Annotated in this window: 23 protein-coding genes; 17 read left to right on the top strand and 6 right to left on the bottom strand. The window is 64.4% G+C overall.

What is annotated here, in order from left to right; all coding sequences use genetic code 11:
• Positions 1 to 130: 130 nt before the first annotated feature.
• The 3 genes from AC1Z3W_RS27885 to AC1Z3W_RS27875 all read left to right on the top strand — a co-directional run bounded on the left by AC1Z3W_RS27885 (position 131) and on the right by AC1Z3W_RS27875 (position 4,949).
• Positions 131 to 2,422: an AsmA family protein gene (locus AC1Z3W_RS27885; RefSeq protein ID WP_483508907.1), complete on the top strand. Its 2,292-nt coding sequence runs from the start codon at positions 131 to 133 to the stop codon at positions 2,420 to 2,422.
• Between the two features lie 135 nt (positions 2,423 to 2,557).
• On the top strand, positions 2,558 to 4,150 hold the full coding sequence (locus AC1Z3W_RS27880; protein ID WP_057928902.1) for an ABC-F family ATPase: 1,593 nt from the start codon (positions 2,558 to 2,560) through the stop codon (positions 4,148 to 4,150).
• A gap of 310 nt (positions 4,151 to 4,460) precedes the next feature.
• Positions 4,461 to 4,949 (top strand): YjjA family protein, encoded by a 489-nt coding sequence (locus tag AC1Z3W_RS27875; protein WP_483508906.1) that lies wholly within the window; start codon positions 4,461 to 4,463, stop codon positions 4,947 to 4,949.
• A gap of 120 nt (positions 4,950 to 5,069) precedes the next feature.
• Here the strand turns inward: AC1Z3W_RS27875 and AC1Z3W_RS27870 are convergent, their stop codons facing one another.
• Complete coding sequence (locus AC1Z3W_RS27870) at positions 5,070 to 6,113, bottom strand: zinc-dependent alcohol dehydrogenase family protein (protein WP_483508904.1); 1,044 nt, start codon at positions 6,111 to 6,113, stop codon at positions 5,070 to 5,072.
• A 133-nt stretch (positions 6,114 to 6,246) separates the two neighbouring features.
• On the opposite strand from AC1Z3W_RS27870, the gene AC1Z3W_RS27865 reads away from it, so the two are divergent.
• Entirely contained in the window at positions 6,247 to 6,711 is a 465-nt protein-coding gene (locus AC1Z3W_RS27865) for an Lrp/AsnC family transcriptional regulator (RefSeq protein ID WP_014896949.1), read from the top strand.
• Between the two features lie 34 nt (positions 6,712 to 6,745).
• On the opposite strand, the gene AC1Z3W_RS27860 is transcribed toward AC1Z3W_RS27865, so the two are convergent.
• Positions 6,746 to 7,111 (bottom strand): hypothetical protein, encoded by a 366-nt coding sequence (locus AC1Z3W_RS27860; RefSeq protein ID WP_057928905.1) that lies wholly within the window; start codon positions 7,109 to 7,111, stop codon positions 6,746 to 6,748.
• 256 nt (positions 7,112 to 7,367) lie between these two features.
• Here AC1Z3W_RS27860 and AC1Z3W_RS27855 point away from each other — a divergent pair, with 256 nt between their 5' ends.
• The 3 genes from AC1Z3W_RS27855 to AC1Z3W_RS27845 all read left to right on the top strand — a co-directional run bounded on the left by AC1Z3W_RS27855 (position 7,368) and on the right by AC1Z3W_RS27845 (position 10,830).
• Entirely contained in the window at positions 7,368 to 8,804 is a 1,437-nt protein-coding gene (locus AC1Z3W_RS27855) for an aldehyde dehydrogenase family protein (protein WP_483508903.1), read from the top strand.
• Positions 8,805 to 8,932: 128 nt separating this feature from the next.
• Entirely contained in the window at positions 8,933 to 10,123 is a 1,191-nt protein-coding gene (locus tag AC1Z3W_RS27850) for an NAD(P)H-dependent flavin oxidoreductase (protein ID WP_124832970.1), read from the top strand.
• Positions 10,124 to 10,188: 65 nt separating this feature from the next.
• Positions 10,189 to 10,830 carry an OmpW/AlkL family protein gene (locus AC1Z3W_RS27845; RefSeq protein WP_057928907.1) on the top strand — a complete coding sequence of 214 codons (642 nt, stop codon included), beginning with the start codon at positions 10,189 to 10,191 and terminating at the stop codon, positions 10,828 to 10,830.
• A gap of 75 nt (positions 10,831 to 10,905) precedes the next feature.
• Here the strand turns inward: AC1Z3W_RS27845 and AC1Z3W_RS27840 are convergent, their stop codons facing one another.
• Positions 10,906 to 11,109, bottom strand: coding sequence for a DUF1289 domain-containing protein (locus tag AC1Z3W_RS27840; RefSeq protein ID WP_057928908.1), 204 nt, complete (start codon positions 11,107 to 11,109; stop codon positions 10,906 to 10,908).
• 362 nt (positions 11,110 to 11,471) lie between these two features.
• On the opposite strand from AC1Z3W_RS27840, the gene AC1Z3W_RS27835 reads away from it, so the two are divergent.
• The 4 genes from AC1Z3W_RS27835 (at position 11,472) to AC1Z3W_RS27820 (ending at position 15,557) form a co-directional block, all read left to right on the top strand.
• Positions 11,472 to 12,566, top strand: coding sequence for a polyamine ABC transporter substrate-binding protein (locus AC1Z3W_RS27835; protein ID WP_057928909.1), 1,095 nt, complete (start codon positions 11,472 to 11,474; stop codon positions 12,564 to 12,566).
• A gap of 86 nt (positions 12,567 to 12,652) precedes the next feature.
• On the top strand, positions 12,653 to 13,813 hold the full coding sequence (locus tag AC1Z3W_RS27830) for an ABC transporter ATP-binding protein (RefSeq protein ID WP_483508901.1): 1,161 nt from the start codon (positions 12,653 to 12,655) through the stop codon (positions 13,811 to 13,813).
• Positions 13,810 to 14,739 (top strand): ABC transporter permease subunit, encoded by a 930-nt coding sequence (locus AC1Z3W_RS27825; protein ID WP_057928911.1) that lies wholly within the window; start codon positions 13,810 to 13,812, stop codon positions 14,737 to 14,739. The genes AC1Z3W_RS27830 and AC1Z3W_RS27825 overlap by 4 nt, the downstream gene beginning before the upstream one ends.
• Positions 14,736 to 15,557 (top strand): ABC transporter permease subunit, encoded by an 822-nt coding sequence (locus tag AC1Z3W_RS27820; protein WP_124832971.1) that lies wholly within the window; start codon positions 14,736 to 14,738, stop codon positions 15,555 to 15,557. The genes AC1Z3W_RS27825 and AC1Z3W_RS27820 overlap by 4 nt, the downstream gene beginning before the upstream one ends.
• Before the next feature lie 113 nt (positions 15,558 to 15,670).
• On the opposite strand, the gene AC1Z3W_RS27815 is transcribed toward AC1Z3W_RS27820, so the two are convergent.
• The 3 genes from AC1Z3W_RS27815 to AC1Z3W_RS27805 are packed head-to-tail and all read right to left on the bottom strand — an operon-like array spanning position 15,671 to position 19,062.
• Positions 15,671 to 16,477 carry a sulfite exporter TauE/SafE family protein gene (locus tag AC1Z3W_RS27815; RefSeq protein WP_483508900.1) on the bottom strand — a complete coding sequence of 269 codons (807 nt, stop codon included), beginning with the start codon at positions 16,475 to 16,477 and terminating at the stop codon, positions 15,671 to 15,673.
• Between the two features lie 18 nt (positions 16,478 to 16,495).
• Positions 16,496 to 18,163, bottom strand: coding sequence for a bifunctional protein tyrosine phosphatase family protein/NAD(P)/FAD-dependent oxidoreductase (locus AC1Z3W_RS27810; RefSeq protein WP_483508899.1), 1,668 nt, complete (start codon positions 18,161 to 18,163; stop codon positions 16,496 to 16,498).
• A gap of 29 nt (positions 18,164 to 18,192) precedes the next feature.
• A complete protein-coding gene (locus tag AC1Z3W_RS27805) occupies positions 18,193 to 19,062 on the bottom strand; it encodes an MBL fold metallo-hydrolase (RefSeq protein ID WP_409364295.1) in 870 nt (289 codons plus the stop codon).
• Positions 19,063 to 19,327: 265 nt separating this feature from the next.
• Here AC1Z3W_RS27805 and AC1Z3W_RS27800 point away from each other — a divergent pair, with 265 nt between their 5' ends.
• The 6 genes from AC1Z3W_RS27800 (at position 19,328) to AC1Z3W_RS27775 (ending at position 23,613) form a co-directional block, all read left to right on the top strand.
• Positions 19,328 to 20,710, top strand: a complete 1,383-nt coding sequence (locus AC1Z3W_RS27800; protein WP_483508897.1) for a sigma-54 interaction domain-containing protein — start codon at positions 19,328 to 19,330, stop codon at positions 20,708 to 20,710.
• A gap of 345 nt (positions 20,711 to 21,055) precedes the next feature.
• Complete coding sequence (locus tag AC1Z3W_RS27795; protein WP_483508896.1) at positions 21,056 to 21,415, top strand: dual OB domain-containing protein; 360 nt, start codon at positions 21,056 to 21,058, stop codon at positions 21,413 to 21,415.
• A complete protein-coding gene (locus AC1Z3W_RS27790) occupies positions 21,306 to 21,758 on the top strand; it encodes a dual OB domain-containing protein (protein WP_483508895.1) in 453 nt (150 codons plus the stop codon). Before AC1Z3W_RS27795 ends, AC1Z3W_RS27790 begins: the two co-directional genes overlap by 110 nt.
• Before the next feature lie 8 nt (positions 21,759 to 21,766).
• Positions 21,767 to 22,219: a DUF488 domain-containing protein gene (locus tag AC1Z3W_RS27785; RefSeq protein ID WP_483508893.1), complete on the top strand. Its 453-nt coding sequence runs from the start codon at positions 21,767 to 21,769 to the stop codon at positions 22,217 to 22,219.
• 8 nt (positions 22,220 to 22,227) lie between these two features.
• Positions 22,228 to 22,875, top strand: a complete 648-nt coding sequence (locus tag AC1Z3W_RS27780; protein ID WP_483508892.1) for a DUF4326 domain-containing protein — start codon at positions 22,228 to 22,230, stop codon at positions 22,873 to 22,875.
• 93 nt (positions 22,876 to 22,968) lie between these two features.
• Positions 22,969 to 23,613, top strand: coding sequence for a DUF2971 domain-containing protein (locus AC1Z3W_RS27775; protein WP_483508890.1), 645 nt, complete (start codon positions 22,969 to 22,971; stop codon positions 23,611 to 23,613).
• Positions 23,614 to 23,616: the final 3 nt, after the last annotated feature.

Here is a 23,616-nt window from a genome sequence, read left to right as displayed (position 1 = left end):
AATGGCGCCGAGGCGTTGCTGCAGCGTGCGTCATAATACCGATTGAAAAGCCGCCGGTGTCGTGCTTCATTCACTCACGCAAGTGGCCCGACATGGCGCGCAAACTCTGCAGAACAACAACGGAACCGCCATGACGCTAGCCCGAGCCATCGGCAAATCGGCTGCATGGATCGTCGGTATCGTCGCACTGATCATCGCGGCAGCCGGCATCTTTATCTTCACGTTCGACTGGAACCGCGCGAAGCCGTGGGTCAATGAGCAGGTGAGTGGTGCACTCGGCCGCCCGTTCGCGATCAACGGCGATCTCAAGGTCGACTGGCGCCGCCCCGACGGCGAAACCGGCTGGCGCGCATGGGTGCCCTGGCCGAGCCTCTCCGCAACGCAACTCGAGATCGGCAATCCCGACTGGGCGAAAGGCCCCAAGTTCGTCACGCTCGATGCCGCGCATTTCGATCTCGCCGTCCTGCCGCTCCTCGCGCACGAGATCGTCATTCCGTCGATCGACGTCGTCAACCCAGCGGTCGACCTCGAGCGACTCGCCGACGGCCGCAATACGTGGACCTTCCAGTTCAAGCAATCGGGACAGCCGTCGACATGGAAGGTTCGGCTCGACAGCTTCGGGTTCGCGAAGGGCACCGTCGTCTATCGCGATGCGATCACCAAGGCCGATCTCACGATCGCGATCGACACGCTCGGCCAGCCGATCCCGCTCGGCGACGTGCTGAAGGAGCAGGAACAAACGTCGCGCGCGGCGTCTGCGCAGCGCGTCGGCAAGCGCGGCGCCGCGCAACTGAGCGCGAAGGCAAGTGCCGAGGCTGCATCGGGCGCGTCGGCGGCGCAGGTCGCGAGCGCGGCGTCGACATCCATGGCCGCATCGGGGGCGGCAGCCGTTTCCGCGGCTACGCAGGCTTCCTCCGCATCGATGGCCGTGCCGGCATCCGGTGCGAGCGGTGCATCCGGTGCCGCGGTGCCCGCGAAGCCGTCGGGCCCGACGTATGCGTTCGGCCTCAAGGTCGATGGCCGCTACAAGAACGTACCGATCAGCGGCACCGGCAAGGTGGGCGGCGTGCTGGCGATCGAGAAAGCGACGCAGCCGTTCCCGCTGCAGGCCGACGTGAAGGCTGGCGACACGCGGCTCGCGATCGTCGGCACGCTGACCGATCCGATGCATCTCGCGGCGATCGACCTGCGGCTGTGGCTGCAGGGCACGTCGATGTCGCACCTCTACCAGATTACCGGCATCACGCTGCCCGACACGCCGCCGTATGCGACCGAAGGGCGCCTGATCGGCAACTTCAAGCCGCACGCGAGCACGTTCCGCTACGAGAACTTCAACGGCCGCGTCGGCGGCAGCGATCTCGGCGGCACGCTTACCTGGGCGCAGCGCGAGCCACGGCCGAAGCTGTCGGGCGAACTCGTGTCGAACCTGCTGCAGTTCTCCGATCTCGCACCGGTGATCGGGGCCGACACGGCCGCGAGCAAGGCCAAGCGCGGCGACACGACGCGCCAGCCGACGGACCGCGTGCTGCCGGTGGAGACGTTCCGTACCGACCGCTGGCGCGCGATCGACGCGGACGTGAAGTTCACGGGCCGCAAGCTGATCAAGAGCGCGAACCTGCCGATCACCAACCTGTACACGCACATCGTGATGCAGGACGGCGTACTGACGCTCGAACCGCTGCAGTTTGGCGTCGCGGGCGGCACGCTCGCGACGACCGCGCATCTGGACGGCAGCGGCGCGCCGCTCAAGGGCCGCTTCACGGTGGCCGCGCGGCACCTGAAGCTCAAGCAGCTGTTCCCGACGCAGAAGGTGATGCAGACCGCGCTCGGCGAGATCAACGGCGACGCGTCGCTCTCTGCGACGGGCAATTCGCCGGCCGCGCTCGCGGCGACGTCGAACGGCGAGGTGAAGGCGCTCATCACGGACGGCCGCATCAGCCGCCTGCTGATGGAGGCGGCGGGGCTGAACGTCGCGAACGTCGTCTACGAGAAGCTGTTCGGCAACCGCGACGTGAACATCAATTGCGCGGCGATCGACTTCACCGCGACCAACGGCATCCTCGACCCGAAGGTGTTCGCGCTCGATACCGACGACGCGCTGATCAACGTCGATGGCCCGATCAACCTGCGCGACGAATCGCTCGACCTGAAGATCCATCCGCACACGAAGGGATTCCGGATCTTCTCGCTGCGCTCGCCGCTGTACGCGAAGGGCACGTTCAAGAACCCGAAAGTTGGCGTCGACGCGGGTGCGCTCGCGCTGCGCGCAGGCGCGATGGTCGGACTCGGGCTGATCAACCCGTTCGCGGCGCTGATCCCGCTGATCGCACCGAGCAACAACCGCGACGTGCCGTGCTCGGAGCTGTTCGGGCAGATGAAGGCCAAGGCGGCACAGAAGGCGGCGGCGAAGTCCGGCAAGTGACGGCGCCCGCCGCAGAGGTGCCGGTGCCGCGTGCAGCGGGCCGGCTGGCGGGGCCGGAACAGCGCGGTCGGCAGTTTCTCCGACACCTGCTAAAATACACGGTTTTCCGTCGATTTCTCTCTTACGGGACCTGCCGTGCTTTCTACTGCCAACATCACGATGCAATTCGGGCCGAAGCCCTTGTTCGAGAATATCTCGGTCAAATTCGGCGAGGGCAACCGCTATGGTCTGATCGGCGCGAACGGCTGTGGCAAGTCGACCTTCATGAAGATCCTCGGCGGCGACCTCGAGTCGAGCGCCGGGAACGTCGCGCTGGAGCCGAACGTGCGTCTCGGCAAGCTGCGCCAGGACCAGTTCGCGTATGAAGACGTGCGCGTGCTCGACGTCGTGATGATGGGCCACACCGAGATGTGGGCCGCGATGACCGAGCGCGACGCGATCTACGCGAACCCGGAAGCCACGGACGACGACTACATGCACGCGGCCGAGCTCGAAGGCAAGTTCGCCGAATACGGCGGCTACGACGCCGAGGCGCGTGCGGGCGCGCTGCTGCTCGGCATCGGCATCGAGGAGAAGTTCCACAACGGCACGATGGCCGACGTCGCGCCGGGCTGGAAGCTGCGCGTGCTGCTCGCGCAGGCGTTGTTCTCGAAGCCGGACGTGCTGCTGCTCGACGAACCGACCAACAACCTCGACATCAACTCGATCCGTTGGCTCGAGCACACGCTCAACGAGTACAACTCGACGATGATCATCATTTCGCACGATCGTCACTTCCTGAATTCGGTGTGCACGCACATGGCCGACATGGACTTCGGTACGCTGAAGGTCTGGCCGGGCAACTACGACGACTACATGCTCGCATCGGCACAGGCGCGCGAGCGCCAGGCCGCGGCGAACGCGCGCGCGAAGGAGCGCGTGGCCGAGCTGCAGGACTTCGTGCGCCGCTTCTCGGCGAACAAGTCGAAGGCCCGCCAGGCAACGAGCCGCGCGAAGCAGATCGACAAGATCAAGATCGAGGAATTCAAGCCGTCGTCGCGCCAGAACCCGTTCATCCGCTTCGAGTTCGAGAAGAAGCTGCACAACGTCGCAGTGGTCGCCGAAGACATCACGAAGAAGTACGAGCGCACGATCTTCCAGAACTTCAACCTGTCGGTTCAGCCGGGCGAGCGCATCGCGATCATCGGCGAGAACGGTGCGGGCAAGACGACGCTGCTGCGCTCGCTGCTCGGCGCGCTGGCACTCGACCACGGCACGGTGAAATGGTCCGAGAACGCGAATGTCGGCTACATGCCGCAGGACACGTACGAGGAGTTCCCGAACGACATCACGCTGATGGACTGGATCGACCAGTACCGCAAGGACGGCGATGACGAGACGATGGTGCGCGGCACGCTGGGTCGCCTGCTGTTCTCGTCGGACGACATCAAGAAGTCGGTGAAGGTGCTGTCGGGCGGCGAGAAGGGCCGCATGATCTGGGGCAAGCTGATGCTCGGCCGCCACAACGTGCTGCTGATGGACGAGCCGACCAACCACATGGACATGGAATCGATCGAGTCGCTGCAGATCGCGCTCGAGCAGTTCGAAGGCACGCTGATCTTCGTGTCCCACGACCGTGAGTTCGTGAGCGGGCTGGCGAACCGGATCATCGAAGTGAAGACGGACGGCACGCTGTTCGACTTCGGCGGGAACTACGAGGATTTCCTGACGAGCCAGGGGCAGGAGTAAGTGCCCGGGCGGTCATGCCCGACCTGATGTACCGGAAGCCCGCCAGGTGGAAGCCTGGCGGGCTTTTTCGTATCGGGGCGCTCGCCGTTACTGGATCGGCACGACCCCGCCGGAAATGATGGCAAGACGGCTCGGATGGATCGTGAGTACGCGTCGCATTCCCCGTCAAGCATTGTCAAATCGCCGCCGATATCACCATGCCTAACGTTTCGCGTCCGTGTCGAGGCTGTCGTGGGGCGGTCGATTGAGTATGCTTTGATTCGAATCGCGGTACTCACACAGTCACCAAGTCACTACAAGGAGGCTTCACATGAACGCACGTCTATACCGCGCGACCGTTGCCGGCGCGCTGATCGGATTGCTCGCGCCGTTTTCGGTCGCGCATGCGCAGCTTGGCGATGTACTGAAGCAGGTCGGCGGCGGCGACTCGGGCAGCAGCGCGGGCGGCGCGCTGGGCAGTCTCGGCGGCCTCGGCGGCCTCGGTGGCGCGCTGACGGGCGGCGGCGGTGCGTCGTCGCTGATGTCGGGCAGCACGGGCAACGTCGCGGGGCTGCTGCAGTTCTGCATCCAGAACAACTATCTCGGCGGCGCGTCCGGCAGCGCATCGTCGGTGAAGGATGCGCTGATGGGCAAGCTCGGCGGCAACGCATCGTCCGACAGCGGCTATACGAGCGGAGCAAGCGGGATCCTCGACGCCGGCAACGGCAGCAAGCTCGACCTGAGCGGCGGCGGGCTGAAGCAGCAGGTCACCAGGCAGATCTGCGACAAGGTGCTGGCGCAAGGAAAGTCGCTGTTGTAAGCCGGCGTCGCGTATCGTTCGCGCACGTCGAGTCGATGCGTGCGCAAACTGCGGAAGAGAAACGTGCGATGGCGGCGGAAGCAGATTGCCACCATCGCCGGCGGTAACGTCCAGCCGCCGTCAGCCCGAAAAATCCGTCACGACCGTCACGCCGGCGCCTTCGAACCGGTTCATGTTCATCAGCGCATCGATCGACTGGCCGAGACTGATTTCCTTGCCGATCAACCGGTTCGGCGCGAGCGTGCCGGCATGCACCATGTCGAGCATCGCGTCGTAACGATGCGCCTGCATCCCGTGGCTGCCGAGAATCTCCAGCTCGTGCGCGATGACCTTGCTCATCGGCACGGCCGGCGTCGCATGCTCGCCGAGCATCAGCCCGACCTGCACATGCTTGCCGCGGCGGCGCAGATTGCTGATCGAATTGAAGCAGGTGGTCGGGTGCCCGAGCGCATCGAGCGACACGTGTGCGCCGCCGCGCGTGATCTCCTTCACCGCATCGACAACGTCGGCGACTTGCGACGCATTGACGGTCGCCGCTGCGCCGACCGATCGCGCGAGTGCGAGCGCCTGGTCCGAAATGTCGATCGCGACGACGTTCGCACCGATCGCGTTCGCGATCATGATCGCCGACAAACCGACGCCTCCGCAGCCGTGCACGGCGACCCACTGGCCGGCCGACGTGCGACCCTGGTCGACCACCGCGCGAAATGACGTCACGAAGCGGCATCCGAGGCTCGCCGCGGTCGGGAAATCGAGCGCATCGGGCAGTCGCACGAGATTCAGGTCCGGATGGATGCCGACGTATTGGGCGAACGAGCCCCAGTGCGTGAAGCCGGGCTGAAACTGTTGCTCGCATACCTGCTGGTTGCCCGAGTGGCATTCCGGGCAGTGGCCGCAGCCGCCGACGAACGGCACCGTGACACGATCGCCGGCCTTCCAGCGCGTGACCGCCGCACCCGTCGCGACCACGACGCCTGCGAGTTCGTGGCCCGGCACATGCGGCAGCACGATGTCCGGATCGTGCCCCATCCAGCCGTGCCAGTCGCTGCGGCACACGCCGGTCGCCTTCACTTCGATCACGACGCCGTCGGGTGCCGGCGTCGGATCGTCGACGTTCATCAACCGCGGCGCCGCACCAAATGCTTCATAAACGACTGCTTTCACTATCTCCTCCTGGATCGAATGACTCTTTCACTATAGCCGCGCAGAAGTGGATTTATCTTTCGTTTTACGATTGAGAAACGGATATTTTTGGGATAGCCTTGCGACCATCGCGCGATTGCCGCAAGGAGCTTTCATGGAACAACTGGACAGGATCGATCGCGGCATGCTCGACATGCTCCAGCAGGACGGGCGCGTGTCGAATGCGCGACTCGCCGAAGCGTTCTCGCTGAGCGAGACGTCCTGCTGGCGCCGGCTCAGGCGGCTGGAGGAAGCGGGGCTGATCGCGGGCTATCACGCGCGGCTCGATCGCAGAAAGCTCGGGTTCGGCGTGATGGCGTTCGTGCAGATCGTCTGCACGCAGCACAGCGAGGAGGTGACGGCCGAGTTCGAGCGCCTGATCCAGGCGAGCCCCAACGTGCTTGCGTGCGACAACACGACCGGCGAAGCGGATTTCCTGCTGCAGGTGGTGGCCGCCGATCTGGACGACTACAGTCACTTCGTCGAAAGGGTGCTGCGCAAATTGCCGGGCGTGCTGAGCATCCGCTCGAACCTGTCGTTGCGGCAGTTGAAGTCGACGCAGCGGTTGCCGATAGCGTGACGGCGCGTACCGGCGCGCGCGCATGCGGGAGCGGTCAGTCGGCCAGCCGCTTGTCGGCGAGCGCCTTGCAGCAGTCTTCGTACACCCATTGCACGAGTTTCGCCCGGTAGTCGAGATCGTCGGTATCGACGATTTCCTCGACCGCGTCGCGTGCCCATGATGCGTCGACGAAGCCGGCGTGCCGCTTGGCGATGTCCTGCGCCAGCGCGGCCAGCTTCGCGATCGCGAGCCAGTCGGACTGCCGGTGATGGCGGTCTAGCCAGCGGTGCGCGGCCTGCACCTGGAACGACGCGTCCGGCCAGGATTCATTCAGGTAAAACGCGCCGAGATTGCCGCAGGTGAGCCAGCACAGCAGCTCCAGGCGATCTTGCGAGCCGAGGGTACGGGATGCGTCGGTCATGGCAGCGCTCACGAAGGCATCGATTCCAGGTGGCGCGGCGTGCAGCGGCCGGCGCCGATACTAAAAACATAGCACGATGCGGGCCACCTGGTGCGACGGCGTGGCGCGGATGACGCAGCCGCGCGAAGCGTGCGTCCGGCGCGCGTGCCGCCGGTGTGCCGGTGGACCGTTCGGCGGCGCCGGTGGTCTCGTTCCGAGTGATCGCCGTGCCGCGTCACACTCGCTAGAATGGCCGTTTTCCGGGAGACAGGAAGCGATGAAAATCTACGATCAGTTCTACATCGGCGGCGCGTGGCGCAAACCGGCCGGAACGGGCATGATCGACGTGATCGACTCGGGTACCGAGGCCGTGATCGGCCGGATTCCCGAAGGCGTCGCGTCGGACGCGCAGGACGCGATCCGTGCGGCGCGCGCGGCATTCGATGCGTGGGCCGCGACGCCGGCCGCGACGCGCGCAGGCTACCTGCGCAAGATCGTCGAGCGCCTGCAGGCGCGCAGCGAGGAACTCGCGCAGTCGATCACCGGCGAAGTCGGGATGCCGATCAAGCTGTCGCGCGCGATCCAGGTCGGCGGCCCGATCTACAACTGGAAGGCGTACGCGAAGCTCGCCGAATCGTTCGAATTCGAGGCGACGGTCGGCAACTCGCTGGTCGTGCGTGAACCGGTCGGCGTCGTCGCGGCGATCACGCCGTGGAACTATCCGCTCAACCAGGTCACGCTGAAAGTCGCACCGGCACTCGCGGCCGGCTGCACGGTCGTCCTGAAGCCGTCCGAGGTCGCGCCGCTCAACGCGTTCATGCTCGCCGAAGCGATTCATGAGGCGGGCCTGCCGCCGGGCGTGTTCAACCTCGTGTGCGGCTATGGCCCGGTCGTCGGCGAGGTCCTGGCAACCGACCCGGACGTCGACATGGTGTCGTTCACGGGTTCGACGCGTGCCGGCAAGCGCGTGGCCGAACTCGCGGCAGCGGGCGTGAAGCGCGTCGCGCTCGAACTGGGCGGCAAGTCGGCGTCGGTGATCCTCGACGATGCCGATTTCGCGACGGCGGTGAAGGGTACGGTCAACGCGTGCTACCTGAACGCGGGCCAGACTTGTTCGGCGCACACGCGAATGCTGGTGCCGGAGGCACGCTACGACGAGGCGCGCGAGATTGCGAAGGCCGCGGCCGAAGCGTATGTCGCGGGCGATCCGCGTCAGGAAACGACACGCCTCGGCGCGCTCGCCTCGGCCGTGCAGCAGCAGCGCGTGCAGGCGTACATCCAGCGCGGCATCGACGACGGCGCGGAGCTCGTGACGGGCGGCACGGGCCTGCCGGAAGGGCTCGCGAAGGGCTTCTTCGTGAAGCCGACGGTGTTCGGCCGCGTCGATCCGAAATCGACGATCGCGCAGGAAGAGATCTTCGGGCCGGTGCTGTCGATCATCACGTATCGCGACGAAGACGAAGCGGTGCGGATCGCGAACGATTCGCCGTACGGGCTCGGCGGCGCGGTGTGGGCGGGCAGCGACGAACGCGCGATGCGCGTCGCGCGGCGCATCCGCACGGGGCAGGTCGACATCAACGGTGGCACGTGGAACGGTGCCGCGCCGTTCGGCGGCTACAAGCAGTCGGGACACGGCCGCGAGAACGGCGTGTACGGGCTCGAAGAGTATCTCGAGTACAAGTCGATGCAGCTCAAGCCGGCGAGCCAGGGCTGAGCGTTTCACGCCGCACGACCCGCAACGGCACGCTCGCGTGCCGTTTTTTTATTGACGGCCGTCAAGGTGTGCGCCGGTGGATCGTCGATCATCGCGTTTCCGATTTCCGATGTTTCGACGAGGTTCAGATGACCGCACGCACTTCCTTCCCGCCGCTCACGATTCGCGGCCGCACGTTGCTGCCCGTGGTTCAGGGCGGCATGGGCGTCGGCATCTCCGCGCACCGCCTCGCCGGCAGCGTCGCGCGCGAAGGTGCGCTCGGCACGATCGCCAGTATCGACCTGCGCCACCATCATGCGGACCTGCTCGCGCGCTGTCGCGCGAATCCCGATCGTGCGACGCTCGAGGCCGCGAACCTCGAAGCGCTCGCGCGCGAGATTCGTCTCGCGAAGACCTACAGCGAAGGGCGCGGGATGATCGCGGTCAACGTGATGAAGGCGGTGAGCGCGCATGCGGACTACGTGCGCGTCGCGTGCGACGAAGGCGCCGATGCGATCGTGATGGGCGCGGGCTTGCCGCTCGATCTGCCCGACCTCACGCAAGGCCATGACATTGCGCTGATCCCGATCCTGTCGGACAGCCGCGGCATCGCGCTGGTGCTGAAGAAGTGGATGAAGAAGGGGCGGCTGCCCGATGCAATCGTGATCGAGCATCCCGCGCATGCGGGCGGCCACCTCGGCGTCACGCAGATCGACGACATGCACGATGCGCGCTTCGATTTCGCACGCGTGCTCGACGAGACCGCGCAGGTGATGGCATCGCTCGGCCTTGCGCGCGACGCGATCCCGTTGATCGTCGCGGGCGGGATCAACAGCCACGACACGGTGCGCGCGGCGCTCGCGGCCGGCGCGAACGGCGTGCAGGTGGGCACGCCGTTCGCGGTGACGGAAGAGGGCGACGCGCATCCGAACTTCAAGCGCGTGCTGGCCGATGCGCTGCCCGACGACATCGTCGAATTCGTCAGCGTGACGGGGCTGCCGGCGCGCGCGGTGAAGACCCCGTGGCTCGATCGCTACCTGCGCAACGAAACGCGCATTCGCAACAAGCTCGGCGCGTTCAAGCAGCGCTGCCCGACCGCGCTCGAATGCCTGAGCGTGTGTGGGCTGCGCGACGGCATCGAGAAGTTCGGCCATTTCTGCATCGACACGCGGCTCGCGGCCGCACTGCGCGGCGACGTCGCGAACGGCCTGTTCTTCCGCGGCCGTGAAGCGCTGCCGTTCGGCAACGCGATCCGCAGCGTGCACGATCTGCTCGATCTGCTGCTGACGGGCCGCGCGGCGGAGCCTGCGACAAACCGCCCGATGTTTACGCTGGCTTGACGGATATCAAGATGTCAAAAAGACCCTACAGGGAGAATGGAATACATTCTTCAAGGGTCCGTACCATGCACAAAACGATTCGAACATGTGTCACCGCTGCCGCCATCGCGTCGAGCCTCGCCGCGATGCCTTCGCTGTCGCACGCGGCGTCGCCGGGCGACGGCATCAACCAGGGTGACGTGCTGGTCCGGCTGCGCGCGATCAGCATCCAGCCGAACGAGCGCGCGAGCGACACGCTCGGTGCGATCAACACCGGCGTGAACAACGCGATCGTGCCGGAGCTCGACTTCACCTACATGATCCGCGACTACCTAGGCGTGGAACTGATTCTCGCCACGTCGCGGCACCAGATGACGTCGAGCCTCGGCAATCTCGGCGGCGTGGGCGTGCTGCCGCCGACGCTGCTGCTGCAGTACCACTTCAATCATGCCGGCAAGGTGCGTCCGTACGTCGGCGCGGGCCTGAACTACACGTACTTCTACAACAACGGGCTCAACGTCGGCGGCGAGGGCGTGTCGATCAACAAGAGCAGCTTCGGTCCGGCGCTGCAGTTCGGCGTCGACGTGCAGTTGACGAAGAAGGTGTTCATGAACGTCGACGTGAAGAAGATCTGGATGAGCACCGATGCGACGCTCGGCGACAAGGGCATCGGCACGCTGCACATCGATCCGCTGATCGTCGGCGTGGGCGTCGGGATGAAGTTCTAGGCGCGCGCGGCAAAGAACAGAGTTGGGGTTGGCGGCATGGCAGTCGGCATGCCGCTCTTTTTTTGTGCGGCGGATTTACAGCTTGTCGTACTGAAAACGCATCGCGGTGCCCTCCCGCGTGATGCGCGCCCACACCGCGCGTTTTTCGTCGTCGCTCAGGAACACCCAGTTCGACACTTCGGCGGCCGTGCGGCCGCAGCCCTTGCAGACTTCGTCGAAGAGCGTCGAGCACACGCCGATGCAGGGGCTGTCGGGCAGGTCGTGGAGATTGGAGGCCATCGGAAGGGTTCGCGCAGTGAAATCGTCAGGGCGCCATTTTAATGCATCGGCGTGACGCGGCCCGGCCGCGATGCCGGTGGCATGATGGCCGCTCGTCCGGTCGGTTTCGCCATCGCTTTCTTTTCCTGATGGACAGCCGCGGATTACCCGATAGAATTCCCCCGGAACGCCCCGTCGTGAGGGCCGCCAGAGCGGCTCGCGGCGGGAATCTGTTCCGTTTGCGCGACACCGGCATGATTTTTTTGTGACGGCGCGCGAATGATGGTAGTTTTCGGGGTTTTCGAGGGGCGGCGCGCCAGAATGCGCCGCCATGACGAGGCAGACGGCAGCCGGACACAAGGTCCGGCCGGAGGGAGAACGGGATGAAAGCAAAGGTAGTGGGCCGGTTCGCAGCGCTCGCGCTGTGCGTGGGTGCATCGGCGGCAGCGGCGAAGGATACGCAGCTCAATGTCTATAACTGGTCGGACTACATTGCGAAGGACACGATCCCGAACTTCGAGAAGCAGACGGGCGTCAAGGTTCGCTACGACAACTACGACAGCGACGACACGCTGCAGGCGAAGCTGCTGACGGGCAGCTCGGGCTACGACATCGTCGTGCCGACCAGCAACTACGCGGGCAAGCAGATCGCGGCCGGCATCTTCACGCCGCTCGACAAGTCGAAGCTGCCAAACCTCAAGTACCTCGATCCGCAACTGATGGCGCTCGTCGCAGGCGCCGACCCGGGCAACAAGTACGCGGTGCCCTGGGCATACGGCACGACCGGTCTCGCATACAACCTGACGAAGGCGCAGCAGGCGCTCGGCAAGGTTCCGCTCGACAACTGGGACATCCTGTTCAAGCCGGAAAACCTCTCGAAGCTGAAGACCTGCGGCGTGTCGGTGCTCGACGCGCCGGACCAGATGTTCGCGGCGGCGCTGCACTACATCGGCAAGGATCCGATGAGCACGAACCCGGCCGACTACAAGGCCGCGATGGAAGTGCTGAAGAAGATCCGCCCGTACATCACGCAGTTCAACTCGTCGGGCTACATCAACGACCTGGTCGGCGGCGACATCTGCTTCGCGTTCGGCTGGTCGGGCGACGTCGTGATCGCGAAGCATCGCGCGATCGAAGCGAAGAAGCCGTACAAGGTCGAGTACTACATTCCGAAGGGCGGCGCGCCGGTCTGGTTCGACGTGATGACGATCCCGAAGGACGCGAAGAACAAGGAAGCCGCGCTGCAATGGATCAACTACATCGAGGATCCGAAGGTGCACGCGGCGATCACGAACGCCGTGTACTACCCGAGCGCGAACGCCGAGGCCCGCAAGTACGTGCGGCCGGACGTGGCGAACGATCCGGCCGTCTATCCGCCGGCCGACGTCGTGAAGACGCTGTTCCTGCTCAAGCCGCTGCCGCCTGAAATCCAGCGTCTGCAGACGCGTCTGTGGACCGAGCTGAAATCGGGCCGCTGACGCGAGCCGGTGTTCCCCAGCAGTCATGAAGCCCCTGGTGTCCCCGGGGGCTTTGTTCGTCAAACGCAGGAGAGAAGCAGCACATCATGAATAGCCAGTCGGGCGCGCCGGTCGCGGGCGCGCCGTCTTTCGTTCCTTCGTCCGGCGCCGATACGCGCGCCGAGAACTTTGTCCAGATCGTCGACGTCGTCAAGAAATTCGGCGAGACCGAAGTGGTGCGCAACGTGAACCTGACGGTGCGCCAGGGCGAACTGTTCGCGCTGCTCGGCAGCTCGGGCTCCGGCAAGTCGACGCTCTTGCGGATGCTCGCGGGCCTCGAGACGATCACGTCGGGCAAGATCCTGATCGACGGAGAGGACCTCGCGCAGATGCCGCCGTACAAGCGGCCGGTGAACATGATGTTCCAGTCGTATGCGTTGTTCCCGCACATGTCGGTCGAATCGAACGTCGCATACGGCCTGAAGCAGGAAGGCACGCCGAAGGCCGAGCTGAAGGAGCGCGTCACCGCGGCACTCGAGCTCGTGCAGATGAGCAAGTACGCGAAGCGCAAGCCGCATCAGTTGTCGGGCGGCCAGCAGCAGCGCGTCGCGCTCGCGCGTTCGCTCGTGAAGCGTCCGAAGGTGCTGCTGCTCGACGAGCCGATGTCGGCGCTCGACAAGCAGATCCGCCAGCGCACGCAGATCGAGCTCGTCAACATCCTGAAGAAGGTCGGCGTCACCTGCATCATGGTCACGCACGACCAGGAAGAGGCGATGACGATGGCGAACCGGCTCGCCGTGATGAGCGAAGGCCAGATCGTGCAGATCGGCTCGCCGAACGAAGTCTACGAATATCCGAACAGCCGTTTCTCGGCCGAGTTCATCGGCTCGACGAACCTGTTCGACGGCGTGACCGTCGAGGACGAACCCGATCACGTGACCATCGAATCGCCGGAGTTGCCGAGCCGGCTGTACGTGAGCCACGGGATCTCGGGCCCGCTCGGGATGCCGGTCACGGTGTCGGTGCGCCCCGAGCGGATCGCGCTCACGCGCAAGCCGCCCGAAGGCGCGTTCAACTGGGCACGCGGCAGGATCAGCAACGTCGCGTACATGGGCGGCTATTCGCTGTATCACGTGAAGCTCGACGCGGGCAAGACGGTGATCGCGAACGTGTCGAGCCTCGCGATTTCCGAGCTCGACACGCCGGTGCTCGGCGACGAGATCTACGTGCGCTGGAGCGCGACCGCAGGCGTGGTGCTGACGTCATGAACGCGCTCAAGTCCCTGCTCGCTTGGCCCGTGCGGCGCTTCAACCTGACCGGCGGCTCGGCGGTCGTCGCGGGGCCGTACACGTGGCTCGTGCTGTTCTTCCTCGTGCCGTTCGTGCTGGTCGTGAAGATCAGCTTCGCCGAGCTGCAGCTCGGCATCCCGCCGTACACGGAGCTTGCGTCGTACACGGACGGCGTGGTGCACATCGCGCTGAACCTGTCGCACTACGCGTTCCTGCTCACCGACAGCCTGTATTTCGCGACCTACGTGAATTCGGTGGTGGTCGCGGCGATCACGACGCTGCTCTGCCTGCTGATCGGCTATCCGATGGCGTACTACATCGCGCGTTCGAACCCGGCGACCCGCAACCTGCTGATGATGGGCGTGATGCTGCCGTTCTGGACGTCGTTCCTGATCCGCGTGTACGCATGGATCGGGATCCTGAAGAACAACGGGCTCCTGAACAACTTCCTGATGTGGATCGGCCTGACGCATACGCCGATCGAGCTGTACCGCACGAACTACGCGGTGTACATCGGGATGGTGTATTCGTACCTGCCGTTCCTCGTGATGCCGCTGTATGCGCACCTCGTGAAGATGGACCTGCGCCTGCTCGAAGCCGCGTACGACCTCGGCGCGAAGCCGTGGCGGGCGTTCGTGCAGATCACGCTGCCGCTGTCGAAGAACGGGATCATCGCGGGCTGCCTGCTGGTGTTCATTCCGGCGGTCGGCGAGTACGTGATTCCCGAGCTGCTCGGCGGCGCGAACACGCTGATGATCGGTCGCGTGATGTGGAACGAGTTCTTCAACAACGCAGACTGGCCGATGGCATCGGCCGTGACCTGCGCGATGGTGCTGCTGCTGCTCGTGCCGATGGCGATGTTCCAGCACTTCCAGGCGAAGGAGCAGGAGGGCCGCCGTCGATGAAGCCGAATCGTTACCTGCAGTTTGCGGCGCTGTTTGCCGGCTTCGCGTTCCTGTACATCCCGATCATCAGCCTGATCGTCTATTCGTTCAACGAGTCGAAGCTCGTCACCGTGTGGTCGGGTTTCTCGTTCCGCTGGTACTCGGCGCTCGTCGAGGACGACGAGCTGCTGACGGCCGCATGGCTGTCGCTGAAGATCGGCGTGCTGACCGCGTTCGCGTCGGTGTTCATCGGCACGTGGGCCGGCTTCGTGCTCGCGCGGATGGGGCGCTTTCGCGGCTTTGCGCTGTTCAGCGGGATGATCAACGCGCCGCTCGTGATCCCCGAGGTGATCCAGGGGATCTCGCTGCTGCTGCTGTTCATCGAGCTCGCGAAGTGGATCGGCTGGCCGGCCGAGCGTGGCGTGTTCACGATCTGGCTCGGCCACGTGATGCTGTGCATCTCGTACGTCGCGATCATCGTGCAGTCGCGCGTGCGCGAGCTGAACCCGTCGCTCGAGGAAGCCGCGCTCGACCTGGGTGCGACGCCGCTGAAGGTGTTCTTCACGATCACGCTGCCGCTGATCTCGCAGGCGCTGATCGCGGGCTGGCTGCTGTCGTTCACGCTGTCGATCGACGACCTCGTGCTGTCGGCGTTCCTGTCGGGCCCCGGCTCGACGACGCTGCCGCTCGTCGTGTTCTCGCGCGTGCGTCTCGGCCTGAACCCTGAGATGAACGCGCTCGCGACGCTGTTCATCGTCGCGGTGACGGCCGGCGTCGTGATCGCGAACTTCGTGATGCTGCGTCAGGAACGCAAGCGGATGGCCGCGTTCGCCACCTGACGCACACGCACAGGTTATCGACGCAACGAAAAACGCCCGGTGCCGACGACGAGTCGGGCCGGGCGTTTCGTTTGGCGGGTCGCGCTGCGCGTGGCTGACGCGGCTTGGATGGCTTATGCGGCGAACACCGCTTTGGCCAGCAGCCCGAGCGCCACGCAGACGAGCACGGCCGCGAAGCCGGCCTGCACGTGCCGCGCGGACAGGCGCCGGGATGCGTGGCGGCCGGCGGCCATCCCGATCGCGGTCGCGACCGTGAACCACAGCATCATGTCGAGCGACGCGCGCGTGCCCGACACGAGCGTCGCGAACACGCCGCCGGTGCCGACCAGCGCGATTACCATCAGCGACGTCGCGACCACGCCGTGCATCGACACGTTCGTGAACTTGCGCAGCATCGGCACGATCACGAAGCCGCCGCCGACCCCGAGCAGCCCGGTCATCAGCCCCGTCACCGCACCGGTCGACGCGAGCGCGAGCCCGACCGGCCAGGACCACACGAGGCGGCCCGTATCGGGGTTCACGCGGCCGACGCACAGCGGCGATTCGGCCGTGTCGCCGGGCGCGTGGCGCAGCGCCTGCCGCAGCAGGCGGCCCGCGACAACCAGCATCGTCAGCGCGAACAGCGCCAGCAGCACGCGTTGCGGCAGCACGTGCGCGAGCCGCACGCCGAGCGTCGTGAGCGGCACGCCGGCCACGGCCATCAGCAGCGCCGCGCGATAGCGCACGAGCCCGTGGCGAAACCCTTCGAGCGCGCCGAGCGCGGCGCTGCCCGCGACCGCGACGAGGGCGACGGGCGTGGCCTGCTGCATCGGCCAGCCCATCCCGACGACGAGCGCGGGCACCGCGAGAATGCCGCCGCCCGCACCGGTGAGGCCGAGCACGGCACCGACGAAGCCGCCGAGTACGAGGGAAATCAGCATGGTGTCATCGGGTTCCGGTCAACGTGCGATCGCGGGTTTCGCGAGCCATTCGCGGCCCTTGAGCATCGCCTTCCAGTAGAGCGGCGGCAGCACGCGCTCCTTGAGCAGCCACGCGAGCCGCGACGGACGCCTGCCGTCGATCAGCCACGCGGGGAAGGTGGGCGCGACCTTGCCGCCGTACAGGAATTCGGCGAGCACGATCTTGCCGCGCTCGACGGTGAGCGGGCACGATCCGTAGCCGTCGTACGCGGCATCGCCATGTGCGCGGCCCAGCGACGCGAGCAGGTTGTGCGCGACGACGGGCGCCTGCTTGCGGGCCGCCGCGGCGGTTTTCGCGTTGGTGGTGTTGGTGACGTCGCCGAGCGCGAAGATGTCCGCGAACTGCTTGTGCCGCAGCGTTGCCGGATCGACGTCGATCCAGCCGGCCGCGTCGACGAGCGGGCTCGCGCGCACGAAATCGGGCGCCTTCTGCGGCGGCACGACGTGGATCATGTCGAACGAACGCTCGACGGTTTCGATTCCGCCGTCGGGCAGCGTGCGCCTGAACGTCGCGCGTCGCGCCGGTCCGTCGATCGCGACGAGGTTGTGGCCGAACGATAGCGCGATGTCGTAGCTTTTCACGTACTCCATCAGCGCAGGCACGTAGTCGGCGACACCGAACAGCGCACCGCCCGCATTCAGGAACTCGACGTTCGCCGCGCCGAGGCGCCCCGTGCGCCGCCAGTGATCGCACGACAGGTACATCGCCTTTTGCGGCGCGCCCGCGCACTTGATCGGCATCGGCGGCTGCGTGAACAGCGCATCGCCGCCGCGGAACGCTTGCACCAGTTCCCACGTGTACGGCGCGAGATCGTAGCGATAGTTCGACGTGACGCCGTTGCGGCCGAGCGTTTCCGCGAGGCCGTCGATCGCGTGCCAGTCGAGCTTGAGCCCCGGACACACGACCAGCTTGCGGTAGCCGATGCGCCGGCAGCCATCGAGCACGACCGTATGCGCGTCGGGTTCGAAGCCGGCGACGGCCGCCTGGATCCATTTCACGCCACGCGGCAGCAGGTCGGCGATCCGGCGCGCGGTTGTCGCGGGCCGGAACACGCCCGCGCCGACCATCGTCCAGCCCGGCTGGTAGTAGTGGGTATCGGCCGGGTCGATCACCGCGATATCGAGCGATGCGTCGCGCGCAAGCAGGCTCGATGCGACCGCGACGCCGGCCGCGCCCGCGCCGACGATCACGATGTCGTGCCGCGCGTCGACGGCCGGCGCGGCGTACCGGCCGCCTTGCGCGAGGCGCGCCGCGAGTGCGCTGAGGTCGTAGCCGGCGGCGGCGGCCGTCGCGACGATGTCGTTCAGCGGACGCAGGCCGGCATGCGACAGCGCCCACAGCGTCGCCGAGCGCGTGCCGCTGCGGCAGTACGCGAGGACCGGGCCGGCGAGCGTCGTGACGAGCGCGCCGAACTGCGCAGCCTGGTCGTCGGTGACCTTGCCGGTGTCGACGGGCAGGTAATGCACGGCGATGCCGAGCGGGGCCGCGGCCGCGCGGATCTCGGCGACGGTCGGCTGGTCGGCGCCTTCGCCGTCCGGGCGGTTGCAGATGATCGCGCGGATGCCTGCCGCGTGCAGCGCGGGCAGGTCGGTCGCGGTGATCTGGGGCGAGACCGACAGCAGGTCGGTCAGCGTGCGGATGGTCATGTCGGGGTTTCTCCGGTCGGGGCGGCGGCTCAGATCGCGTCGAGCGGGATCTTCAGGTAGCGCACGCCATTGTTTTCGGGCTCGGGCAGGCGGCCGGCGCGCATGTTCACCTGCACGGACGGCAGCATCAGCACCGGCATGTCGAGTGTCGCGTCGCGTGCGGTGCGCATCGCGACGAAATCGTCCTCGGTCACGCCGTCCTTCACGTGCACATTCGTGCGGCGCTGCTCGGCGACGGTCGTCACGAATTGCACGTCGCGGCCACCCGGCTGGTAGTCGTGGCACAGGTACAGGCGCGTGTCGGGCGGCAGGCCCAGCACGCGCGCGATCGAGCGGTACAGCGTGCGTGCGTCGCCGCCCGGGAAGTCGCAGCGGGCTGTGCCGTAGTCGGGCATGAACAGCGTGTCGCCGACGAACGCCGCGCGCTGCGCGCCATCGTCGACGCAGTAGGTCAGGCACGCGGGCGTATGGCCCGGCGTGTGCAGCGCGCGGATCGTCAGCGCGCCGAGCGCGAGCGTGTCGCCGTCGTCGAGCAGGCGGTCGAACTGGCTGCCGTCCTGCGCGAAGCCGGGGCCGGCGTTGAACAGCGCGCCGAACACGTGCTGCACGCGGCGCACGTGCGAGCCGATCGCGATCTGTCCGCCGACGTGCGCCTTCAGGTACGGCGCGGCCGACAGATGGTCGGCGTGCACGTGCGTTTCCAGCAGCCAGTGGACGGTCGCGCCGAGTTCGGCGACGCGCGCGATCAGCCGGTCGGCGCTGGCGGTGCGCGTGCGGCCGGATTTCGGGTCGTAGTCGAGCACGCTGTCGATCAGCGCGCATGCGCGGCTCTCGGTTTCGAGCAGCAGATAGCTGACGGTGTGGGTCGCCGGGTCGAAAAAGCCTTCGACAGACAGCATGGGGGCATGGCTCACGGGATGTCCTCGATGGGGTTCTGCATCTGCAATCGGGGATCCCATGTTCAAGAAGCGTGCCAGTCGGTGCCGCGACGCCGGACGATCGGGCAAATGCTTGATTCGGTTCGGATTTTCGGCGCGCTCGCGGTACGCGGCGGGCACGGCCGGCGGCGTGCTGCCAGTGCGGACTGCCATGTCTGGCAGTGTCGTGGCAGAATTGGCAGTCGGCCTGGCAGTTCGTCCGGCCATCCGTTCTCGAGCCCGACCCATGAATCCGCACGACACCATTCCGATCGTTCCCGCACGTTTTCCCGACCCGATGCCCGACGTGCGCGCGCTTGTCGCGTATCTGGAACAGGATCCGCAGCCGATGATCGTCCTCGATCCCGACTACCGCATCCTCGCGGCGAACGATGCGTACCGGCGCCAGTTCGGCGTGGCGGGCGTCGAGCACGTGGGCCGGCGCTGCTTCCAGGTCTCGCATCACTACGACGTGCCGTGCGACCAGGCCGGCGAGCATTGCCCGATGAAGCAGGCGCTCGAGTCGCGCAGCCTGAACCGCGTGCTGCACATTCACCATACGCCGCGCGGCCCCGAGCACGTCGACGTGGAGTTGCGGCCGATCGTCGATGCGCGCGGCGACGTGATGGCGTACGTCGAGCGGCTGACGACGGTGCGCAGCGCGTCCGCGCAGCCGAGCGCGGAGGGGCTCGTCGGCGGTGCCGACGCGTTCAACGCGGCGCTTGGCGCGCTGCAGCGGGTCGCGCCGTCGATGCTGCCGGTGCTGCTGCTCGGCGAATCGGGCACCGGCAAGGAACTGTTCGCGCGGGCGCTGCACGAGGCGAGCGAGCGTGCCATGGGGCCGTTCGTGGTCGTCGACTGTTCGGGCATCGCCGAGACGCTGTTCGAGAGCGAACTGTTCGGCTACGAGAAGGGCGCGTTTACCGGTGCGAACCAGCGCAAGCCGGGCCTCGTCGAGACTGCGCAGGGCGGCACGCTGTTTCTCGACGAGATCGGCGACGTGCCGCTGCCGATGCAGGTGAAGCTGCTGCGGCTGATCGAATCGGGAACGTTCCGGCGCGTCGGCGGCGTCGAGGCGCTGCGCGCGGATTTCCGGCTCGTCGCGGCGACGCACAAGCCGTTGCGCGAGATGATCGATGACGGCCGGTTCCGTCAGGACCTCTATTACCGGATCAACGCGTTTCCGATTCCGCTGCCCGCGCTGCGCGAGCGGCGCGGCGACGTCGCGCTGCTGGCCGAATCGATCCTGCGGCGGATCGCGAATGCGCGTGCCGGCGCGGGCGACGCGAGCGCGCGGCCGTTCGTGCTGACCGAGCGTGCGCGTGCGTGCCTCGATGCGTATGCATGGCCGGGCAACATCCGCGAGCTGCGCAACGTGCTCGAACGCGCGTGCCTGTTCGCGGACGACGGGACGATTCGCGTCGAGCATCTGCCGGCCGAGCTGGTCGCGGCAGCGGCGACGCCACAGGCGCGTGCGGCGGACGCGCGCGGCGTGTCGGACGCGGCGCTCGTGCGGATTGCCGGCACGTTCGACGGCACGCGCAAGCAGTTGGCCGAGCACGTCGGGATGAGCGAGCGCACGCTGTATCGGCGGATGAAGGCGCTCGGGCTCGGGGTGCGCGGCGGGTGAGCGGAGGTGTCGAACGCGCCGCGCTACGCCGACGCGCGACCGGATACTGGCTGGCCCGATGGCGACAAAGAGGCCGTTTCCGCACCCGTCGTTACCCATGACCTGCAACCACTGTATATGTGTACAGCATATCGCGCGGTGCGCCGGAGCCGTCAACCTGAACAAATGGGGACGGCCTAGGCGACGTGCCACGCTTTAACTAGCTGGAGGCAGAATCTCGGCAGCATCAAACGAATGAGCGCGCAAACCCTCCCAATGCGAACCTCTGACGTAAAATAATCACGCTACACGTTGGTAATGGCTGTTCTGTCTTCCCCAAAAAAACAGTAGAGACGGGGTAACAAGATGGTAACGAAACGCATTCTGTGCTTCGCCAATTCCCGCAAACCGGGTGGCCGTTGCGTGGCGGGGCGGGAGATTCTTCCTACCGGTCAGTTGGGAGAATGGATAAGGCCGGTCAGTTCAAGGCAGGACGAAAGCGTGTGGACGAGCGAGCAGCAATACCACGGCAACAAAGGTTTGCCACAGGTCCTTGACGAAATGTCAGTGCCACTTCTTGAGGCAAAGCCTTACGGATGCCAAAACCGAGAACTGGGTGTTAGACCCTACCAAGTGGTGGCAGAAATCCGGGGCGGCGAAGTGGGATATTGCAGCCAGCTACGCGGAAAATTCGCCCGTGTTGTTTGTCAATGCGGGGAGCAGTAAGACTGGCAACAACAATGAAATTCCGTTTACCCAGTCTGAGACCCTTCCTTCCTCTTTGACGCTGATACGAGTCGATGAAGTTAACGTCCAGAAACTCATTTACTACGAAAAGGTGAAGCTTGTGGGGTGGTTTCAGTACAACGGAATGGGATATGGATTGGACATAACCGACCCGGTTATCGAAGCTGAATATCACACCAAAGACGACGGTTACTACGCTATCGGCGAAAGTCTGCTTTGTATCAGTTTGTCAAAGCCAATTAATAAGACAAATGGCGATGGTCTTGACTACAGGTACAAGTTGATCGCAGCGGTAATGCCTAAACCTGAAGAGGGCGCCTAAGGATAAAAATGAAGGACGTTATGGAAACTACGACAATCGGCTTCACAAATAAGTCCGCTGAGAAGTTTTTCGGGCTGCTGCGTAAAGCAGAAGTGCGAACGCTGCTCGATGTACGTCTCAATAACGTTTCCCAGCTTGCGGGATTTGCTAAAAAACCCGACCTTAAATACTTTCTGTCCGAGCTTGTTGGTGCGAAATTCATCGAACTCCGTGATCTGGCACCCGAAAAGGAAATGCTTAAGCGATATCAAAAAAAGGAGTTGAGTTGGGATCATTATGCTGCGGAGTACATTGAACTGCTGGCAAAGCGTCGAGTCGAAAGCAATCTTGACATTGCGCTTTTCGATAAGGGGTGTCTGTTGTGCAGCGAAGACACCCCGCATTATTGTCATCGAAGGTTGGCGGTTGAGTATTTGAATTCCCGATGGGATAACAGGTTAAAAGTAACGCACCTCTTTTGACGGTAGATATGACAGCGCCAAGCAAAACAACCGTACTGGTTGCACTCTCCGAAGGATTCGTCTTTCCGCGAATTTTCGCTGGGAAGATGGATCGCATTATTGGGGCGTTGGAGGACGCTGAGGTGGTCGTTGTCCAAGATGCCAAGCACATCGCGCGCGACTACTTCGAAAACTTGAACTTCCCGATCCGTGAAGAACGGATTGGCACGCGGATGGCCGCAAAGAGCGTCGTCACAGCATGTACTCATGTCGTAGTATTCTGGGGTGGAAACGATCTTTCGGATATTATCTATTTTTCCCGCTTATTGAAAAAACACATTCGGATTGTCCCAATACGAATAACCACGGTTAGAAACAAAAAGAAGAATGAGGAATTTGACGTTTACATCGGTCGAGGGACTCGGTGGGGAAATCCCTTTGAAATTGGTCATGGGCCCGATGGTGACAGTCGAGAGGTAGTAATAGAAAAGTATCGCCAGTACTTCGAGGCGGAAGTTATCGCCGATCCAGATCGGAAATCGGCGCTTCTTTCGCTTCGAGGGTATAGGTTGGGTTGTTTCTGTTCGCCGCTCCCATGCCACGGCGACGTAATTGCCGCATACCTAAATGCCTACGTTGATCAGGAGGAAGGGGATGACGATAATGGGCAAGAGTAATTGTCCGTGGTGTTATCCATAGATAGTTTGCTGCGCGATCGGGGACTCAGGAATGGCATATCATTGACAACGGTTCGCTGGCGAGGGAATGCAATGAAGCTTTATAGATATCGTCAAATTAACACGAACACCTTTAGCGAGCTGGCGGAGAGAAAGGCGTGGTTCTCGAAGTATTCTGAGCTTAATGATCCTTTTGAAGGTGGTTATATTAATAAATCGAACGATATCAGTCTGGATATGCTAATCCAGAAGATTCGCGTCTGTTGCTTCAGCAAACGTAACGACAATTTACTCCTTTGGGCTCATTACGCAGAAAATCATAGTGGAATTTGTCTTGAATATGATATTCCGGATGAAATCTTCAAGACGCAATTTTTGCCTATTAGTTATAGTGAATCGCAGCCGATAATTGAGCAAATAAACCGTTATCCAGCCGGAGATCCCAATGCCGGTAGTCTTTTGATGACCATGAAGGATGCGGTATTCTTGACAAAGAGCGAGGATTGGAAGTATGAAGAAGAGTGGAGGATGCTTCGTATAACGGAGAATTTATCGGAAAAAGGTGAGAAGCATGCGATTCCGGGGAATCTGTCAGCGATCTATTTCGGACTTCACACCAGCGAAGCGGCAAGAAATATCATTACCAAATTGGTGTCTTTGGCTCCGCCCGTTGAATTCTGGCAGGCGTCGTTGCGATCAGGATATTTTTCGCTTGAATTTGCTCGGGCTGAAGTGTGAGTC

The organism is Burkholderia sp. 10_S31 (genome assembly GCF_056930375.1).
The sequence above is the reverse complement of the archived record's forward strand: the minus strand, read 5'-3'. Positions and strand labels throughout refer to the sequence as shown.

Excerpts from the sequence above, each read along its gene's own strand:
- AC1Z3W_RS27885 (WP_483508907.1), top strand. The coding sequence starts at position 131 with ATGACGCTAGCCCGAGCCATCGGCAAATCGGCTGCATGGATCGTCGGT.
- AC1Z3W_RS27875 (WP_483508906.1), top strand. The coding sequence starts at position 4,461 with ATGAACGCACGTCTATACCGCGCGACCGTTGCCGGCGCGCTGATCGGA.
- AC1Z3W_RS27865 (WP_014896949.1), top strand. The coding sequence starts at position 6,247 with ATGGAACAACTGGACAGGATCGATCGCGGCATGCTCGACATGCTCCAG.
- AC1Z3W_RS27860 (WP_057928905.1), bottom strand. The coding sequence starts at position 7,111 with ATGACCGACGCATCCCGTACCCTCGGCTCGCAAGATCGCCTGGAGCTG.
- AC1Z3W_RS27855 (WP_483508903.1), top strand. The coding sequence starts at position 7,368 with ATGAAAATCTACGATCAGTTCTACATCGGCGGCGCGTGGCGCAAACCG.
- AC1Z3W_RS27850 (WP_124832970.1), top strand. The coding sequence starts at position 8,933 with ATGACCGCACGCACTTCCTTCCCGCCGCTCACGATTCGCGGCCGCACG.
- AC1Z3W_RS27845 (WP_057928907.1), top strand. The coding sequence starts at position 10,189 with ATGCACAAAACGATTCGAACATGTGTCACCGCTGCCGCCATCGCGTCG.
- AC1Z3W_RS27840 (WP_057928908.1), bottom strand. The coding sequence starts at position 11,109 with ATGGCCTCCAATCTCCACGACCTGCCCGACAGCCCCTGCATCGGCGTG.
- AC1Z3W_RS27835 (WP_057928909.1), top strand. The coding sequence starts at position 11,472 with ATGAAAGCAAAGGTAGTGGGCCGGTTCGCAGCGCTCGCGCTGTGCGTG.
- AC1Z3W_RS27830 (WP_483508901.1), top strand. The coding sequence starts at position 12,653 with ATGAATAGCCAGTCGGGCGCGCCGGTCGCGGGCGCGCCGTCTTTCGTT.
- AC1Z3W_RS27825 (WP_057928911.1), top strand. The coding sequence starts at position 13,810 with ATGAACGCGCTCAAGTCCCTGCTCGCTTGGCCCGTGCGGCGCTTCAAC.
- AC1Z3W_RS27820 (WP_124832971.1), top strand. The coding sequence starts at position 14,736 with ATGAAGCCGAATCGTTACCTGCAGTTTGCGGCGCTGTTTGCCGGCTTC.
- AC1Z3W_RS27815 (WP_483508900.1), bottom strand. The coding sequence starts at position 16,477 with ATGCTGATTTCCCTCGTACTCGGCGGCTTCGTCGGTGCCGTGCTCGGC.
- AC1Z3W_RS27810 (WP_483508899.1), bottom strand. The coding sequence starts at position 18,163 with ATGACCATCCGCACGCTGACCGACCTGCTGTCGGTCTCGCCCCAGATC.
- AC1Z3W_RS27805 (WP_409364295.1), bottom strand. The coding sequence starts at position 19,062 with ATGCTGTCTGTCGAAGGCTTTTTCGACCCGGCGACCCACACCGTCAGC.
- AC1Z3W_RS27800 (WP_483508897.1), top strand. The coding sequence starts at position 19,328 with ATGAATCCGCACGACACCATTCCGATCGTTCCCGCACGTTTTCCCGAC.
- AC1Z3W_RS27795 (WP_483508896.1), top strand. The coding sequence starts at position 21,056 with ATGGTAACGAAACGCATTCTGTGCTTCGCCAATTCCCGCAAACCGGGT.
- AC1Z3W_RS27785 (WP_483508893.1), top strand. The coding sequence starts at position 21,767 with ATGAAGGACGTTATGGAAACTACGACAATCGGCTTCACAAATAAGTCC.
- AC1Z3W_RS27780 (WP_483508892.1), top strand. The coding sequence starts at position 22,228 with ATGACAGCGCCAAGCAAAACAACCGTACTGGTTGCACTCTCCGAAGGA.
- AC1Z3W_RS27775 (WP_483508890.1), top strand. The coding sequence starts at position 22,969 with ATGAAGCTTTATAGATATCGTCAAATTAACACGAACACCTTTAGCGAG.